At 66.3% G+C, this 16,368-nt stretch carries 16 protein-coding genes and 3 pseudogenes; 7 read left to right on the forward strand and 12 right to left on the reverse strand.

All coding sequences use genetic code 11. The features are described from left to right. The first annotated feature begins 227 nt into the window (after positions 1-227). The gene (proC, locus tag NG696_RS05145) at positions 228-1,061 is read left to right on the forward strand and encodes a pyrroline-5-carboxylate reductase (protein ID WP_252570304.1); all 834 of its coding nucleotides are present in this window, start codon (positions 228-230) and stop codon (positions 1,059-1,061) included. A gap of 16 nt (positions 1,062-1,077) precedes the next feature. Here the strand turns inward: proC and NG696_RS05150 are convergent, their stop codons facing one another. Together NG696_RS05150 and NG696_RS05155 are read right to left on the reverse strand one after the other, a co-directional pair. After that, entirely contained in the window at positions 1,078-1,764 is a 687-nt protein-coding gene (locus NG696_RS05150; protein ID WP_058931335.1) for a potassium channel family protein, read from the reverse strand. Then, positions 1,757-3,190: a TrkH family potassium uptake protein gene (locus NG696_RS05155; RefSeq protein WP_252570302.1), complete on the reverse strand. Its 1,434-nt coding sequence runs from the start codon at positions 3,188-3,190 to the stop codon at positions 1,757-1,759. The genes NG696_RS05150 and NG696_RS05155 overlap by 8 nt, the downstream gene beginning before the upstream one ends. A 104-nt stretch (positions 3,191-3,294) precedes the next feature. Between NG696_RS05155 and NG696_RS05160 the strand changes: the two genes are divergently transcribed. Both NG696_RS05160 and NG696_RS05165 read left to right on the forward strand, forming a co-directional pair. Next, complete coding sequence (locus NG696_RS05160) at positions 3,295-4,506, forward strand: acetoin utilization protein AcuC (protein ID WP_252570300.1); 1,212 nt, start codon at positions 3,295-3,297, stop codon at positions 4,504-4,506. 79 nt (positions 4,507-4,585) lie between these two features. After that, positions 4,586-5,128, forward strand: a complete 543-nt coding sequence (locus tag NG696_RS05165; protein ID WP_252570298.1) for an ArsR/SmtB family transcription factor — start codon at positions 4,586-4,588, stop codon at positions 5,126-5,128. Positions 5,129-5,252: 124 nt separating this feature from the next. On the opposite strand, the gene NG696_RS05170 is transcribed toward NG696_RS05165, so the two are convergent. Then, positions 5,253-6,590 (reverse strand): alpha-hydroxy acid oxidase, encoded by a 1,338-nt coding sequence (locus NG696_RS05170; protein WP_305884617.1) that lies wholly within the window; start codon positions 6,588-6,590, stop codon positions 5,253-5,255. Between the two features lie 96 nt (positions 6,591-6,686). On the opposite strand from NG696_RS05170, the gene NG696_RS05175 reads away from it, so the two are divergent. Then, complete coding sequence (locus NG696_RS05175; protein ID WP_252570296.1) at positions 6,687-7,394, forward strand: FadR/GntR family transcriptional regulator; 708 nt, start codon at positions 6,687-6,689, stop codon at positions 7,392-7,394. A 74-nt stretch (positions 7,395-7,468) separates the two neighbouring features. On the opposite strand, the gene NG696_RS05180 is transcribed toward NG696_RS05175, so the two are convergent. Further along, positions 7,469-8,503 carry a LacI family DNA-binding transcriptional regulator gene (locus NG696_RS05180; protein ID WP_252574484.1) on the reverse strand — a complete coding sequence of 345 codons (1,035 nt, stop codon included), beginning with the start codon at positions 8,501-8,503 and terminating at the stop codon, positions 7,469-7,471. A 91-nt stretch (positions 8,504-8,594) separates the two neighbouring features. Here NG696_RS05180 and NG696_RS05185 point away from each other — a divergent pair. The 3 pseudogenes from NG696_RS05185 to NG696_RS05195 form a co-directional block, all read left to right on the forward strand. Further along, positions 8,595-8,771, forward strand: a pseudogene (locus NG696_RS05185) (NAD-dependent epimerase/dehydratase family protein); the annotation flags it as partial. Continuing rightward, positions 8,768-9,592 (forward strand): annotated as a pseudogene (locus NG696_RS05190) (5-dehydro-4-deoxyglucarate dehydratase); the annotation flags it as partial. The pseudogenes NG696_RS05185 and NG696_RS05190, both read left to right, overlap by 4 nt. A 30-nt stretch (positions 9,593-9,622) precedes the next feature. Next, positions 9,623-10,465: pseudogene (locus NG696_RS05195) on the forward strand (mandelate racemase/muconate lactonizing enzyme family protein); the annotation flags it as partial. Between the two features lie 180 nt (positions 10,466-10,645). Here NG696_RS05195 and NG696_RS05200 read toward each other — a convergent pair. From NG696_RS05200 to NG696_RS05235, 8 genes are all read right to left on the reverse strand, one after another. Further along, positions 10,646-11,425: a hypothetical protein gene (locus tag NG696_RS05200; RefSeq protein ID WP_252574487.1), complete on the reverse strand. Its 780-nt coding sequence runs from the start codon at positions 11,423-11,425 to the stop codon at positions 10,646-10,648. Between the two features lie 2 nt (positions 11,426-11,427). After that, positions 11,428-12,342: an ABC transporter ATP-binding protein gene (locus NG696_RS05205; protein WP_252574490.1), complete on the reverse strand. Its 915-nt coding sequence runs from the start codon at positions 12,340-12,342 to the stop codon at positions 11,428-11,430. Next, a complete protein-coding gene (locus NG696_RS05210; protein ID WP_252574493.1) occupies positions 12,339-13,004 on the reverse strand; it encodes an ABC transporter ATP-binding protein in 666 nt (221 codons plus the stop codon). The genes NG696_RS05205 and NG696_RS05210 overlap by 4 nt, the downstream gene beginning before the upstream one ends. Continuing rightward, complete coding sequence (locus NG696_RS05215; protein ID WP_252574496.1) at positions 12,971-14,419, reverse strand: hypothetical protein; 1,449 nt, start codon at positions 14,417-14,419, stop codon at positions 12,971-12,973. The genes NG696_RS05210 and NG696_RS05215 overlap by 34 nt, the downstream gene beginning before the upstream one ends. A gap of 75 nt (positions 14,420-14,494) precedes the next feature. Then, positions 14,495-14,854, reverse strand: coding sequence for a hypothetical protein (locus NG696_RS05220; protein ID WP_252574499.1), 360 nt, complete (start codon positions 14,852-14,854; stop codon positions 14,495-14,497). A gap of 21 nt (positions 14,855-14,875) precedes the next feature. Beyond that, complete coding sequence (locus NG696_RS05225) at positions 14,876-15,448, reverse strand: hypothetical protein (RefSeq protein WP_252574502.1); 573 nt, start codon at positions 15,446-15,448, stop codon at positions 14,876-14,878. Further along, positions 15,445-16,014 (reverse strand): hypothetical protein, encoded by a 570-nt coding sequence (locus tag NG696_RS05230; protein ID WP_252574505.1) that lies wholly within the window; start codon positions 16,012-16,014, stop codon positions 15,445-15,447. The genes NG696_RS05225 and NG696_RS05230 overlap by 4 nt, the downstream gene beginning before the upstream one ends. Before the next feature lie 26 nt (positions 16,015-16,040). Then, positions 16,041-16,316 carry a hypothetical protein gene (locus tag NG696_RS05235; RefSeq protein WP_252574508.1) on the reverse strand — a complete coding sequence of 92 codons (276 nt, stop codon included), beginning with the start codon at positions 16,314-16,316 and terminating at the stop codon, positions 16,041-16,043. Positions 16,317-16,368: the final 52 nt, after the last annotated feature.

Below are 16,368 nucleotides of genomic sequence, written 5' to 3' on the forward strand. Positions count from 1 at the left end.
GAAAATGGGGGAAAACCTGCTGCAAGCCACCGGCGCCTCGGGCAAACATCCCCATGCTTGCCGCATCACTCGCACCCTCAATGAGGTAATAACTACGTTAGGCGGCGAAGTTGTGTGCAAGCTGCAGCGAACATGGGAGTCGGCTGTGAATCGGTTTCGGCGGGTTCCCTCTTTTCCCGATTCGTTCCATTTCTGCAGCCGCCCACCCGAACTGCAATGATGGAAGCATGAGCAACCGAATCGCCTTCCTGGGCTGTGGATCCATGAACGAAGCCATCCTCGCCGGCCTCCTGGGCGGGGGAACCGACCCCGCCGACGTCGTGGCCACAGTCAGGCGTGCTGAACGCGCTGCGGAACTGGCCGTGCGTCACCACGGCATCACGGCCATCGCAGGCGAGGAGGAACCGGACAACAACAAGCAGGCAGCCAAGGGATCCGCCGTCGTAATCCTTGGCGTCAAACCGGTGGGCATCGTCGACCTGGCGCGCGAGATTAGCGGCTCACTGTCCCCGAAGGCCATCGTTGTCAGCGTTGCCGCAGCCGTGTCGCTGGCGCAACTGGAAGCTGCGCTGCCTCCCGGACAGCCGGTGATCCGCGCTATGCCGAACACCCCTGCCAAGCTGGGCCGCGGCGTCGTGTCCGTCTCACCCGGAACCAACTGCACGCCGGAACAGCTCCAGACCGTCAAGGACATCCTTCGGGCCACTGGCACCGTGGTGGAGGTGCGCGAGGATCAGGTGGATGCGTTGTCGGCCATCAGCGGCTCGGGTCCCGCCTACGCGTTCTACCTGGCCGAGGCTATGGCAGCTGCCGGCGTCGAGCTGGGCCTTGATCCCGAGTTGTCGCTGCTCCTGGCGCGGGAGACGGTCGCTGGCGCGGGCTTTATGCTTGCCGAGCCGGGCGCCGATCCTTCGGCCCTGCGCAAGGGAGTGACCAGCCCCAACGGCACCACCGAACGGGCCATCGCCACCTTCGACGACCGGGGCATACCAGCCATCATCGCCGCCGGCGCCCGCGCCGCAGCAGACCGCTCCGCGGAGATCACCAGGCAGCTCGGCTGAGCCCCGGAGCGGAGTTCTACGGCCGGGCGGCGAACCGTTCGAGCAGGTCCACGTGCCCGGACACGATCAGCATGTCGCGGGCGGACACCTTGGTTTCTGGGCGGGCGTAGGTGAAGTCCTCGCCGGGCGATTTCACGCCCACGATGGTCACGCCGTACTTGGAGCGCACCTTGGACTCATCCAGCGTGAAGCCCACAGTCTCGCGCGGCGGGTACATTTTCACGATGGCGAAGTCGTCGTCGAACTCGATGAAGTCCAGCATGCGTCCGGAGACCAAGTGCGCTGCGCGGACGCCGGCGTCCGCCTCGGGGTAGATCACGTGGTTCGCGCCGATCCGGGTGAGGATCTTGCCGTGCGACGGCGTGATGGCCTTGACCCAGAGGTGCTCGATGCCGAGGTCCACCAGGTTCACGGTGATCAGCACGGAGGACTCGATCGAGGTGCCGACCCCACAAACGGCAGAGCTGAACTCCTGTGCACCGAGCTGGCGTAGCGCATCGATATTGGTGGCGTCGGCCTCCACCACGTGGGTGAGGAGCGGTGCCCATTTCTGGACCAGGTTCCGGTCGCGTTCGATTGCGAGCACCTCGCGGCCCTGTTTCACGAGCTGCTCGGCGGTGGACGAGCCGAAGCGGCCCAGCCCGATCACCAGTACCGGCGCGTTGTGGGCGGGGCGGTTGGGGGCGCCTGAGGAATTAGCCAATGATGGGCCTCTCTTCCGGGTAGTGGTACAGCTGGCTGCGTTGGCGCAGGGCCAGGCCAGCTGCAAGGGTGACGGTGCCGACGCGGCCCGCGAACATCAGGGCGGTGAGGACATACACGCCCGACGGCGGCAGTTCGGCACTGAGGTTTGTGCTCAGTCCCACGGTGGCAAAGGCTGAAATGGTTTCGAACAGCACGCGGTCCAGGGATGCGCCGCTGATTTGCAGGAGCAGGAACGCCGAGACGGAGACCAGAGTGGCGCCCGCCACGATCACGGAGATGGCCACCCGCATGGTCCCCTGGGGGATGGTCCGGCCATACACCTTCACGTCGGAGTCGCCGCGGGCCTCCGCGGCGATGGCGAGGAACATCACGGCGATGGTGGTCACCTTGATGCCGCCCGCCGTCGACGCCGAACCGCCGCCGGCGAACATGAGGGCGTCGGTGAGCAGCATGGTGGTGGATTCCATGTGGTTCTGGTCCACCAGGTTGAACCCACCGGACCTCGTCATGACAGACGCAAACAATGAATGGGTGATCTTGTCGCCGAGGTCCATGTGGCCGATGGTCCGCACGTTGTCCCACTCCATCAGGGCCCACAGCACGGTGCCGGCGGCCAGCAGGATGAAGGACACCTGGATGGTCAGCTTGGTGTGGAGATTCCACTTCTTCCAGTTGAGCCCGTTCTGCTGCAGGACCATCACAACGGGAAAACCCAGGCTGCCCAGGAACACGCCGAGCATCAGCGGGATGAGGATCCACAGGTCGGTCTCGTACGGCACAATGCCATCCGAATGCGGGGTGAAGCCGGCGTTGTTAAAGGAGGAGATTGCGTAGAAGAATCCATGCCACACCGACTGCCAGAAGGGCTCGCCCAACGTCATAAACCGGGGGATCAGCGCCAGCGCCAGGACACCTTCGATCACCACGGAGGTCACGATGACGATCCGCAGCAGCGTACCCACTTCACCGAGCCGGCCGGCGTTATTCATGGCTTCCTGCGCGATGAGCTTGCCGCGGACGCCAAGCTTCTTGCTCACCATGAGGGCCAGCAGCGACGCGAGCGTGAGGGTTCCCAAGCCGCCCACGAAGATGCCGATCAGGATGACCAGCTGGCCGAAGAAGGACCAGTGCACCGCCGTCGAAACAACCGTCAGGCCGGTCACGCAGACCGCGGACACCGCGGTGAACAATGCCTGGTGTATCGGAGTGGCCGTACCGGTGGCGGAAGAGATGGGCAGCGAGAGGAAGAACGTGAACACCAGGCAGACCGCGCCGAAGGCGCTCAGGGCAAGCCGGGCGGGCGACGTGTTGGCAATGTCGTCGACGAAGTCGCGTACGCGGGTGAAGATCCAGAGGCCTTCGCGCTCCGGTGCGGCGGGGTGCCAGCTGGCCGGGTTCCGGGGCCTCGTCTGGCGTTGCGTCATGGGGGGCTTTTCCTCGGTTGAAACTGTTTCCTCCAGTAGTAAACCACTAATGCCCGCGTAATGGCCGGGCCGGGGCAGTGGCGTCCTCCGGTAGCCTGTCATTGATGACATTCCTGCCCGGTCTCAGCCAGCCCGCGCCACCAACGATGGTGGTGTGGAATTCGGCCATGACGGCCTACAATTTTGGCCCGGGCCACCCGATGGCTCCTGAGCGCATGGACCTGACCGCCCGGCTGGCCCGCAGCCTCGGCCTGCTGGACCTTGCCCATGTGTCCGTGGAGGCTCCGGAGGTTGCATCCGATGCCGAACTGGAAACCGTGCACTCGCCTGAGTTTGTGGCTGCGGTCCGCCGGGTCAGCGACGACCCGGCCTCGCCGGATGAAGCCCGCGGACTGGGCACCGACGACGATCCGGCCTTCGCCGGTATGCACGACGCCGCCGCGAGGCTCGCCGGCGGATCGCTGGTCGCCGCGGCCGCCATCCTGGACGGATCCGCGCTCCACGCCGTGAACTTCGGCGGCGGCATGCACCACGCTGCCCGTGACCGCGCCAGCGGCTTCTGCATCTACAACGACTCCGCCTTGGCCGTCCAGAGACTGCTCGATGGCGGCATCCGCCGTGTGGCGTACATCGACGTCGACGCGCACCATGGCGACGGGACGGAAAGCATTTTCTGGGACGACCCCCGGGTCCTGACCATCTCCCTGCATGAAAGCGGACTCACGCTTTTCCCCGGGACCGGCTTCGCGAACGAGATCGGCGGTCCGCAGGCTGAGGGCAGCGCCGTCAACCTTGCCCTGCCGTCGGGCACCGGGGATGCCGGCTGGCTGCGGGCTTTCCACGCCGTGGTGCCGCAGCTCGTGGGCGCGTTCCAGCCGGAAGTCATCGTCAGCCAGCACGGCTGCGACTCGCACCGCCTTGACCCGCTGGCCCACCTGAACATCAGTGTGGACGGCCAGCGCGAGGCAGCTACCGCCGTCGGAAATCTCGCTGCCCGGCATTGTGAGGGCCGCTGGATCGCCACAGGCGGCGGCGGGTACAGCGTCACCGACGTTGTGCCGCGCTCCTGGAGCCACCTGATCGCCATCGCCGCCGGGCGTCCCGTTCCGCTCCGGACCCCGGTGCCGGAGGACTGGCGCGCCTATGTTTCGGACAAGTTCGGGATGGAGACCCCGGGCCTGATGGGCGATGACGTGGAGCTCTGGTGGCGGTCATGGGAAGTGGGCTTTGACCCGAACGACGCCGTGGACCGCGCCGTGATGGCCACCCGCAAAGCCGTTTTCCCGCTGCACGGACTTGATCCCTGGTTCGACTGATCCTTCTTCAAGCCGCGTGGGCCGGTCACGGGCGAAATAGTTGATGCCCGGCGGCGTATATGTCGCTAGGGTGGGAGGCATGGTGACAGACGACGTATTTGCCGTCATTGCGGAAGCAACCCGGCGCGACATTTTGGTATCCCTGCGCGCCGGGGACAAGGCAGTGGGCGAGCTGGTGGAAGAACTCTCCGCGAGCCAGCCCACCATTTCCAAGCACCTGAAAGTCCTCCGCGAGGCACAGCTGGTCAGCATGCGGGCGCAGGGCCAGAAGCGCTATTACGCTCTGAACCCCAAACCGCTTGAGGGGATCGTCAGCTGGCTGGAGACGTTCGACGTCGGCCCGGCGGCCACCGTCGCCAAGTCACCCCGCGCGGAGGCGGAAGCCGGCACCGAGCGAGCCGTGGGCACCCCGCTGCCGGACAACGTAGCCGTTGCCGCCGTCCTCGATCGCCCGGGCGCCGAACTGAGCCCCGCCGTCGTGATTCCCGGCGGCACCGTAGCCCCGCTCAGCGACGACACCGTGCCGCAGCAGATCGGCCGCACTGTGGGCCGCGCCGCCACGAAGGCCGCGGACCTGCTCGCCAACCTCCCGAATCTCCCCAAGTTCGGCCGCAAAAAGTAAGCCAGCCACCGGTGATCGAGCCTGGGGCCACGACCGCAGGGTTCCCTGCCCGAGCTTGCGAGGGTGAGGGGGCGGTTGGGGAGCGAGATCCAGGTTACTGACAGGCTCAACCACCGGGCGTGCGCTACTTGTTGAGCAGGCGCACGTGGTCCGGGGTCAGCTCGGAGATCTTGCTGACGCCGAGCAGCGCCATGGTGCGGGCCATGTCCTTCTCGAGGATCTGCAAGGTGCGGTCCACGCCAGCCCGGCCGCCGGCCATCAGGCCGTAGAGGTATGCGCGGCCGATCAGCGTGAAGTCCGCGCCCAGGGCCAGCGCCGCGATGATGTCCGCGCCGCTCATGATGCCGGTGTCCAGCATGATGGCCGCGTCCGAGTTGTCCTTCGTGAACGTTTCCTTGACGCCCGGCAGCAGGTGGAACGGAATGGGCGCGCGGTCCAGCTGGCGGCCGCCGTGGTTGGAGAGCACCACGCCGTCGGCGCCATGGTCCACCACCTTGCGCGCGTCCTCAACGGTCTGGATGCCCTTGACCACCAGCTTTCCCTTCCAGGTTTCGCGCAGCCAGTCCAGGTCCTCAAACGTCAGGGTGGGATCGAACATCGAGTTGATGAGGTCGGCCACTGTTCCGGTGTAACGGGACAGCGAGGCGAAGGTCAGCGGCTCGTGCGTGAGGAAGTTGAACCACCAGGCGGGGCGGTAGGACGCGTCCAGGACGGTCTTGACGGTCAGTGCCGGCGGGATGGTCATGCCGTTGCGGACATCGCGGAGGCGGGCGCCGGCGACGGCCGTGTCCACGGTGACCATGAGGGTGTCGTTGCCGGCTTTGGCGGCGCGCTCGATCAGTTCCAGCGAGCGGTCGCGGTCCGTCCACAGGTAGAGCTGGAACCAGTTGCGGCCGTTCGGGGCGGCGGCGGCCACGTCCTCGATGGAGGCGGTGCCCATGGTGGAAAGGGTGTACGGAATGCCGGCGGCCTCGGCTGCCTGCGAGCCGGCGTATTCGCCCTCGGACTGCATCATGCGGGTGAAGCCGGTGGGGGCGATGCCCACGGGCAGGCGGGAAGGCTTGCCCAGGATGTCAGTGCTGAGGTCGACGCTGGAGACGTTGCGCAGGATGCCGGGCCGGAACTCGATGTCCAGGAAGGCCTCACGGGCGCGGTGCAGGGTGATCTCGCCCTCGGCGGCGCCGTCCGTGTAGTCGAACGGGGCCTGCGGGGTCCGACGCTTGGCCATGTCCCGCAGGTCCCAGATGGTGCTGGCGCGCTTGAGTCGGGCTTCCTTGCTGAATTCGGGCTTTTTGAACTGCATCAGCGGGGCCAGGTCCGAGTACTTGGGGATGCGGCGCTTCAGCGCAGCCGGCACCGCCGAAGCTACCGGCTTCGGCGCCGTGGCTATGGCGGCCGGGACGTCCGTGGCATCCGGGGCCGGCGTGACCTCGGGATTGTTCGGTTGGATGGTGTGGGTCATGGCTGCCTCCGTTGGTGGGCCTGGCGCAGGGGATCGGGCTGTGGTCTAACCACACTCTAGGCCATGTGGTCCAACCACATCAACTACGATAGCGATATGCGTACGCACCAACTTGTCCTGACCTGGATCGAAAAGCAGCTCTCCGACGGACAGCTGAGTGTAGGCGGACGCCTGCCCGCGGAGCGGACGCTCGCTGAGCAGCTTGCAGTTTCAAGAACTTCGGTGCGCGAGGCGATCCGCATCCTGGAGGCCATGGGGGTGGTCAGGGCCGGAGTTGGCTCCGGCCCTGAAGCGGGGACGGTGGTGATTTCGGATCCAACGGCGGCGCTCGGCTCGGCGTTGCGGCTCCACGTTGCCACGCAGCATCTGCCCGTGTCCGACATCGTGGAAACGCGCATCCTGCTGGAGACCTGGGCGGCTGCCAGGGCGAAGCCCGACGCTCCGGAACTGGACCTGGCCGCCACGCTCCTGGGCGAGATGGACGCCGTCGAACGCGTTGCCCGGACGGCGGATGACTTCCTGGCCCTGGATATCCGGTTCCATCTGGCCCTCGCGGACGCCGCCGGCAATGCCGTGGTCAGCGCCATGATGGGCTCGCTGCGCGAATCCATCCAGAGGTACACCGCCCGGTTCACGGCCAATCTTCCGGACTGGGATGCCACGGCGTCGCGCCTGCAGGCAGAGCACCGTGACATTCTGGCCGCCATTAGGAACGACGACGGCGCGCGCGCGGCCACGCTGGTCGCTGCCCATATCGAGGGGTACTACCGCGAGGCAGGGGTTGGGCGCCCGGCGGAGGGCTGACCCATGGCAGTTCGCGGCAATGTCAGCGAACAACACTGCCGCGAAGTTTCATGTCGCGCGGGATTGGGCGGCGGTCAGCCGTGGGCCGCAGTACGTGGCGCCTTGGCGGGGCCGCTGCTGGCCCGGATTTCCAGGCGCGGCTGGTACCGGCTGCCCGGGGCGTCGTGGTCTTCCTTGCGGATGAGTGCCCGCAGTTCACGCCAGGCCTGGCCGCCGAGCTCGGCAATGGGAACCGCCGCGGTGGTCAGGGTGGGCGTGGTGTAGCGGGCGAACGGGATGTCGTCGAAGCCGGTGACGGAAATGTCGCCCGGCACGTCCACGCCACGTTCGTGCAGGCCGCTCATCAGGCCCATGGCCACGAGGTCGTTGAAGGCCAGGATGCCCGTGGCGCCGCTGGCCAGGACCGAGTCCACTGCCCCGTGGCCGGTCTCGAAGTCCGAGCCGCCGTCGAGCATGGTGACGTCCACCTGCGGGTGCCGGGCCTTGAACGCCTCCAGGCCCTCGAGCCGGAGGCCGTTGGAGGCGCTGCCTGCCGGGCCGGCCAGGAAGGCCAGACGCGTATGGCCGAGGCCCACCAGGTACTCGGCGAGGTCCTGGACTCCCTGCCCGTAGTCCACCATGAGGCTCGGAATCCCGGCAGCCGCCGTCGTCCGGTTGATCAGGACCAGCGGGTGCAGCGACGGTGCGATTTCCTCGAGCTCGGCGTCGCTCATGCGCGGGGCGCAGAGCACCAGGCCGTCGCAGCGCCGGCGGGCCTCGCCGGCCAGGATGGCTTCCTCGCTGGAGACTTCGAAGGAATCGGCAATCAGCACGCGGTAGCCATCCTCCGCCGCAGCCCGGCTCAATCCGCGCAGGATCGCCTGGAACGTGGGGTTGGCAAGGTCCGGCACCACAATGCCGATGGTGTCCGTCTTTCCCAGCGCGAGGCTGCGCCCCACGGGATTGGGCTGGTATTTGAGCTCGACGGCGGCCGCCCGCACCCGTGCCGCGATGTCGGGGTCCACGGTGAAGTTGCCGTTCATGACGCGCGAAACAGTGGCGTGCGAAACCCCTGCCTTCACGGCAACGTCCGCAATGCCGATCCTGCCGGTTGCCGATTTCCTGGCCATGGCCCTGCCTTTCGTAAGTCCCGGTACCCGTAAGTACCGGCGCCCGTGGGACAGCATACAACGCTCTCGGAAACCGGTTTCCATTCCTCCCCTGGCCGCCGGCCTGACCGGCACCAGCCCCGCCTTCTCCATCGCGAAGGCCCGTCAACTGCTCGGCTGGGAACCCACGCGCAGCTGGCGGACCGAACTCAAGACAGCAACCACCCTCAACGACGAGACATCCGCCCGGCTGATAAGCGCCGGCAACGGTGCCAAGGAGACATCATGAAATTCGACGGCGTTTTGTTCTTTCCCGTCACCCCGTTCACGCCGGAAGGCACCGTTGACGTCGAGCTCCTCAAGGAGCACATCGGCTCGCGGCTGCCGTTCGGACCCGGCGGCGTGTTTCCTGCCTGCGGCACCGGCGAGTTCCACGCCCTGAGCCTCGACGAGGTGCGCACCGTGGTGACCGCCGCCGTCGAGGTTGTGGCAGGCAAGGTGCCGGTGGTGGCCGGCGCCGGCGGGCCGCTGGGGCATGCCCTTGCCGCCGCCCGTGTCGCCGAGGAAGCCGGTGCCGATGCACTCCTGGTCCTGCCGCCGTACCTGGTCACCGGACCCACCGACGGCCTGGTGGCGTACATCGAGGCGGTGGCCGATGCCAGCAGCCTCCCGGTGATCGTGTACCACCGCGGCAACGCCAAGTTCACCGCCGCGTCCATGGTCCGCCTCGCGGCCAACCCGAAGGTGATCGGCTTCAAGGACGGGCTGGGCGATGCGGGCCTGGCCCAGGAGATTGTGTCCGCGGTCCGCGCCACGGGGCGCGAGGACTTCGCGTTCTTTAACGGGCTCCTGACCGCCGAACTGACCCAGGGCGCCTACCGGGGCCTGGGCATTCCGCTCTACTCCTCGGCGGCGTTCGCCATGGCACCGGAGATCGCCAAGGCGTACTACGACGCCTATGTCTCGGGCGATGAGGACCGCCGCAACGCCCTGTTGGAGGGTTTCTACGCTCCGCTGGTGCGGCTCCGGGACCAGACCCCCGGCTTCGGCGTCTCGCTGGTCAAGGCCGGCCTGCGGCTCGGCGGACTTCCCGTCGGCCCGGTCCGTCCTGGCCAAGGGCTACGAGCTGGCCGGCCGCTGATGAGTGCGCCCGCCGTCGAAGCCGTCAGGAACGCACCGCTCATTACCGGTCTGACCACCCGCCTCCTGACTGTCCCGCTGCGCCGCAGCTGGGGAGTGGAGGCACCGGAAAACCACGTGATCGTCACGGAGATCCAGACGGACGACGGCGGCGCGGGACACGGTTTTTCGTGGACACCCACCATCGGCCCACAAGCCGTCAAAGCGCTCCTCGACTACGACATCGCACCGTTCATTTCGGGGCTGCTCGCCAATCCCGAGACGGTATGGGACGCGTTGTGGAAGCGGCTGCACGAGGCCGGCGGCGGGGGACTGACCACCATCGCCATGGCCGGCGTCGACCTTGCCCTCTGGGACCGCCAGGCACGCCGTGCCGATACTTCAGTCACGGGCCTGCTGGGCCAGCGGCAGGAGTCCGCCGAGGTGTACGGCTCAGGTGTGAACCTCCACTACACACTGGAGGAGCTGGTGGCCCAGACCGAACGCTGGATTGCCGCGGGCCACCGGGCGGTCAAGATCAAGGTGGGCAAGCACGACATCCGCGAGGACGCCGAACGCGTGGCGGCAGTCCGCTTCGTCCTCGGACCGGACCGGAAGCTCATGATCGACGCCAACCAGCGCTGGGACTTGCACACCACGTTCAAGGCCCTGGACGTGCTCGCGGAGTACGGGCTGGAATGGCTCGAGGAGCCCATCCGGGCGGACGACCTCTGGGCCTACCGCAGGCTGCGGAAGCATTCCCCCGCGCCCATCGCCCTGGGCGAAAACCTGCACACCGTCTACCGATTCCGGGATTTCATTGAGGCGGAGGCGGTGGACATCATCCAGCCGAACATCATCCGGGGGTGTCCTATGGATGCGCCCGCTGGCGTGCAGGAGGTCGCCGCAGACCGGAGTTGCCGCGCTCATGTCAATGCTTTTGCGGGAAAGCCCTCGACCGTTCAGATCCTGCCAGCATCGCGTGCCGAGGGACCGGGAAGGAGACCAGGCACCTGCCCTCGGCGATGCTACCTTCAGCGCGCTTTAGTGCGCCGCCGTGAGGACGCGCCTGAAGGCTGCTCCAAGTGCCGCTGCGATGTAGATGAAGAATACGGCCGCCCCGGCCCATAGCGGAAGCCGGGGAGCCGTTTCGGAGAGGACCATCGCGAAGTCGGGGTCGGCGAAGCTGATCAGAGCCGATCCGGCGGTGAAGGGAAGATATGCAGCTCCCGACGTTCCCCAGATCTCGAGCCGTCCCAGTAGCTGCCCGAGTAGCGGCTCGATGAGGGTTGAGCCCGCAACCAGGAAGGTGACGGCCCCCGTTCTAGTCAGGAGGACTCCGGCCGCTATTCCAGCAAGGGCCCACCCGTTGGCCAGGAACACGCAACCGAGCATGACCTGCGGATCGCTTTGAAGGAGGTGCCCGCTGCCCAGGACGAGATTCGATACTGCCGCTGCCGCTGCCAATGAGGTGAGCGTCCATGCCGTCGTGACCAGCAGAGTAGTGACTGTCTTGGCTGTGAACAGCACTTGCCGGTTGGGGGTTGCCAAGAGGGCATGGACCTGCGTTCCGTGACGACTGTCCTGGCCGAAGGAGAAAGCGCCCAGCAGGCCTGCCGCGAGAAGGAGGAACGGGGACCGGGTTGCTGCGAGGGTCGCGGCTTCGATCGATGATTCCGTGGTCAATTCCGGTGCGGCATTTACGATCATGAGGGTCATTGCCCAGCTGACCAGCGCGGAGCCGAGGACGGCTGTGGCTGCCAGAACGAAGTAGCCGCGTGTGGTGGTGAGCCGGATCCACTCGTAACGCATTGTGCTTTGCATGCTCACGCCGCCTGTTCCGGGAGCCTGCCGGATTCGTCCAGTCCCACGATGGAGGCGTAGCTGTCCTCCAGGGTGGGTTTAGCGGTGCCCAGCTCCGAGACAGCGTGGCCGAATTGGTGCGCCAATGCGCCGACTTCCGGCGCCGTCAGTCCTGAGATCGTGAGGGTATTGCCCGTGGTGACGACTGCTGCCCCGTACTTTTCCCGTAAGATGACGGCGAATCCTTCCGCATCCTCCACGCAGGCGGTTACGACTGGCTTGACGTTGAGTGTCCGGATCTCCTCCATCGGGCAGTCGGCCCGCAGCCTGCCGGTGTGCAGGATCAGGACCCGGTCGGCGACCTTTTCGAGTTCGGCCAGGATGTGTGTGGAGAGCAGGATGGTCCTTCCTTCGAGGGCCAGGGACCGTATGGTGTTTCGGAACCAGATGACGCCGTCCATGTCGAGCCCGTTGGTGGGCTCGTCGAGGATGAGGAGCTGAGGTTCGCACATGAGGGCTGCGGCGAGGCCAAGGCGCTGTTTCATGCCCATGGAGTATGAGGAGGGGGAGGCCTTGGCGTAGTTGCCCAGTCCTACTAGGTTCAAGGCGCTTTGGGCCTGGAGACGCGAGACACCCGCGACCGCCCCGACCAGGCGCAGGTGGTTCAGGGCCGATCGTCCTGGATGGAATCCTTCGGTGGAGAGCAGGGTTCCCACACGTCGTTGCGGCGTGTCCAGCGCACTGTAGGGCGCGCCGTCGAAGGTGGCCGATCCGGTGCCGGGCATCAGGTCGAGCATGCGCTTCATCAGCGTTGTCTTGCCGTGCCCGTTGGGGCCGACCAGCCCGACGATTTCGCCTGGACCGAGTGTGAAGGAGATACCGTCCAGTATCTGCCTGGCACCGTAGCGGGCTCCTATGTCGGTTACGACCGTTTTCATTCCGGCACGCCCGCTCTGTGAGGCTGGCTATGCAAGCCTTCGAGCCGGACGGTGACTGCCTCGGGCAGCAGGTCCTGCAGGGAGTGGGTGATGACCACAACGAGTTTTGACGCCGCCCAGTGCCGGATCTCCTTGGCCATGCAGGCCACGCCTTCGGCGTCCACTCCGTTGAATGGTTCGTCGAGGACCAGAGAATCGAAGCGGCCGACGGTGTTCATGAGATACCAGAGCTTTCGCACGTTGCCGGTGGAAAGGTTTCCGGCGTTTTCACCAAGCCACGGCGCCATGCCGAGGCTGTCCGCACGGAGGAGCTCGGGACCGGGATCGCTGTCCCGGGCGATGCAGGCGAACAACAGGTGGTCCCTGGCGGTCATCGGTGCGAACAGTGCCGGATCCGACCGGCAGATCCGCCGCCTGCTGCGGCAATTCGGGTCATTGGCATTGAGAGCTGAGACGGTCACCGTCCCGGACCACGGGGCCAGGTAGCCGCTGACGAGTTCAACGAAGGTTGATTTGCCTGAACCGTTCCGGCCTTTCAAGTGAATGAGGGAAGGGCCGGTGAAGGTGAACGAGACGTTTTCAAACACCGGGTGTTCGGCCGTGTAGCCGGCGAAGACCCGGTTCAGAGCTATCTCCGGGACAGGATTCTGTGCTGCAGACAACGGTGGGCACCTCCTGTGAGTACGGCCGCGTAGAGTGCGGCAGCGATGGTCGGATACATGTCTCCGACAAGGCAGAGTCCGAGGACCGGAACTGCCAGGACTACTGATATGAAGGCGGCAGCGATGGAGGTCTCCATCGAACCGTCGGCCTGTTTGGCGGTGACCCGGCTGACTGCGTTGCCGATGATGCCAGCCGCGGCGATCGTCCACGGAATGAGGAACAGGGCCAGGGGTACCGTGCCGGTGAGGGCCCAGACGATCAGGGCCAGCGCCGGGGCGGCGAGCAGTGCTAGCGGCAGCGACTGGGTCGCAATGACGGCCCAGGCCAGCGTTCCGGGGTGCAGACCGGATTCCCAGGCGTAGCGCAAACGGGGGAGGAGTCCGACGGGGTTGTTCGCCTTGGACACCAGCTCGGAGCCGACGAGGCTCACCATGAACACAATTAGGGCGGCGGCGCCCGGTATGCCCGGCCCGGATGTGAAGAAATCCGGACCCATCCCGCCGAGGCGGAGGCCGAGGACGCCGGAAGCGACCAGCAGCAGGCAGAGTCCCATTCCACGGAACAGGGCAAAGGACCGGTCTTTGACGATGTTAGTTGCCAGAAACCGCCAGAAGAGCGGAACCGTACGGGAGGCGCCGGACGCGGCGGGTGCCGTCGCCGTGGACACTCGCCGGGTCACCGGGAAGGAATGCCGGCCAACGGTCCGGAGGCTGTGGGCTGTTAGGGCTGCGAAGACTGCCGTGGCCGCGGACGCGGCCGGGAGTGCCCAGTGTTCTGCGCCGCTGGCGGTGGCGTGGGCGAGGTCCGGTGCTGCCTTGGCCGCGAGCAGCTCCGGCAGGATGCGTCCGAGCACGAGGCCGGGAATCGCGACGGCGACGCATGCAAGCGTGCCGAGCGCAAGGCTCCTGCCGGGTGTGTGCACGGGCGGGTCAGCAGCTGCCTGCCTCGAACTAAGGGCCAGCCAGGACCCGGCGACGGCGAAGGGGAGAATCCAGAGGACCCCGGACCAGGGCAGAGCCGGGCCGACGGCTTCGTGAAGGACAATCAGTGCGGCGGCGCACACGGCGGCTGAGAGTCCGAGCAACAGGACGGCCCGCGGGGCCGCCTCGGAAAGGAACACGTGGCGCATCTGGACGTCTGCGGCACGGTAGAGGTCCCGGTTCGGGCTGAAGCGTACGGCGAACCGGCGGGAGCTGAAGGCTTCGCGCGCCACGGCCCCGACGGCCAGATACAGACACGCAGCCAAAGCCAACGCCATTACTGCAACCTGCCCGGGGCTGGCTGGTGCGGCTCCAGGGCCGGCGGACAGTCCGTCACGGATCAACCGCAGGGTGAAGAGCGAGACCGCCAGGACTGTCAGGATCAGGACGGCCCCGGCCCCGGCGCCCAGAATGGTCAGCGATCGGATGGACATCCGCCAACCCAAAACGGACAGCATTCTGATGCCCGCGAACTTATATGCGGCTGTTCGACTACCCATGTTCTGGCGTCAGAGCCGGTTCACGGATTTGTTCTGCGCGGCATCGGCGTCCGTCACCAGCGCCATCGTGGCAGTTCCGATGCAGCAGATGACCCAGATCCAGACGGGGATGTTCTGCGGAAATCCAAAACCGGACGCGCCGAAGAAAACGGCGCCGCTCAGCCCGGCGAGGAGGAAGAGCCCCGTGTCCCGCTTGGAGTTCCGGGGTGTCAGCAATGCCGTCAGCAGGGCAGCGGTGCCCACCCCGGCTGAGGCCCAGACGAAGAGCGGGCTGCGGGGTCCGTCGAGGAACGCGAAGACTGTGCAGACGGCGACACATGCCAGCGCCAGGCCGGTAATGATGGTGCGAAGCGTTGTTGAGTAGATCAATGTGCGGACCTTTTCCTGATGTCAGAGTGCGAGTGATACGGCCGCGGTGGCGAGGGAAGCGGTGAAGATGGCCGCTACGGTCGTTCGCGCGGCACCTTCCCATTGGCGGCGGAAGATCCAGGGGATGCCCAACCCGAGTGCGGCGACGTAGAGGAACGTCACCCAGTGGTCTTTGGGGGACGGGACAGATAGTGCGAGGCTGAGCAGGTGGACGCTGAGCAGCGACACGGTGGCTACGGCTCCGAGAATCCCGATCCTGAGACGCTGTCCGCCGCGTCGGAGCCCGGGAAAGAAGGTGCTCTCCGCAACGGATACGAGTGAGAAGTACACCGCCGCGAACACGGTCGAGAGGACAACTCCGAGATAGAAGCTGATGTTCACGGCGAGTTCGGTCATGGCCGGATCCGTCAGATCTTTCGCCGCGCCGGTTTCGGCGACCTTTCCTGTCACCGCGGCGTGCAGTTGCTGGCTCCTGTGCACCAGCAGCACCAGCAGGGCCGCAGCGGACGCTAACCAGAGGGCCGGTGAGGTGGACCGGCCTACCCTCGGTGTGGGCCCCACAGTCTGGTCCTGTCCCTGGTGTACTGCGGTCATGTGGAGATTCCTTTGCTGGCCACGACGGCGGTTTCGATGAGCGCGGCGAGCACGAGGACAGCTGCGGCGAGACCGAAGGTCTTCAGTGCCAGCGGGAAGACCGTCATGTAGTGCTGCGCTGGTGAGAGGCTGCCTTCCGCGGACAGCGCAGCCCGGACTGCGGCTGCAGCGGGCATCAGGCCGGCTCCGGCTGCTATTAGTAGTGCTGCGAATTCTCCGGGAGCGTAAACCCAGATTGTTCCGAGGACCTCGCCGGGACCGAGCTGCGCTGAGGCGGCCCGCATCGTGGAGCCGATGTAGATCGATGTCAGCGGCCAGGCGATCAGGGTTGAAATGCCTCCGGTGGTGACCCCGGAGAACGCCAGGCAGAGGGCGGGAAGATTCACCATGAGGATCCGGCCGAAGACCGACCACCAGGGGACAGCGGTCCCGTCCGGCGCCGGTGCGGGCATCATTCCGGTGGAGAGGTTTGTCTGGAAGCCCGTGATGAACCCGCCCAGCATGAGCGCCAGGGACAGTGTCATGACGATGAGAAGCATCGACTTTTCGCTGTTCCTGGCGCTCATACCCATTGCCGGTCGGCTATCGCCGGTTAGGCGATCGCCGCTTTCTTGCCGAGCGCGGAGATTGCCCAGCGGGCGGTCACGATGACAGCGGTTGCGATGCCCCCCGAAAGTGCCCCCATGACGATGGCCAACGCAATGCCCCCAACTTCCACTGCGGTGACGATCTGTGAGGCGAACGTCGAGGACAGGCCGAACATGCCGGCGATGTACATGACGCTAACGCTTGCCAAGGCCAGTCCGGCGACGCTTACGGCACCGGCGATGGCGATCGACCGGCGTGAAACACGAGCAGTTGCTTCCATGATTTCTCCTTAGAGAGATTGTTTTCGGGACCGGTCAGGTCCGCCCCCAAGG

Source organism: Pseudarthrobacter cellobiosi (genome assembly GCF_023913755.1).
Taxonomy (GTDB): Bacteria; Actinomycetota; Actinomycetes; order Actinomycetales; family Micrococcaceae; genus Arthrobacter; species Arthrobacter cellobiosi.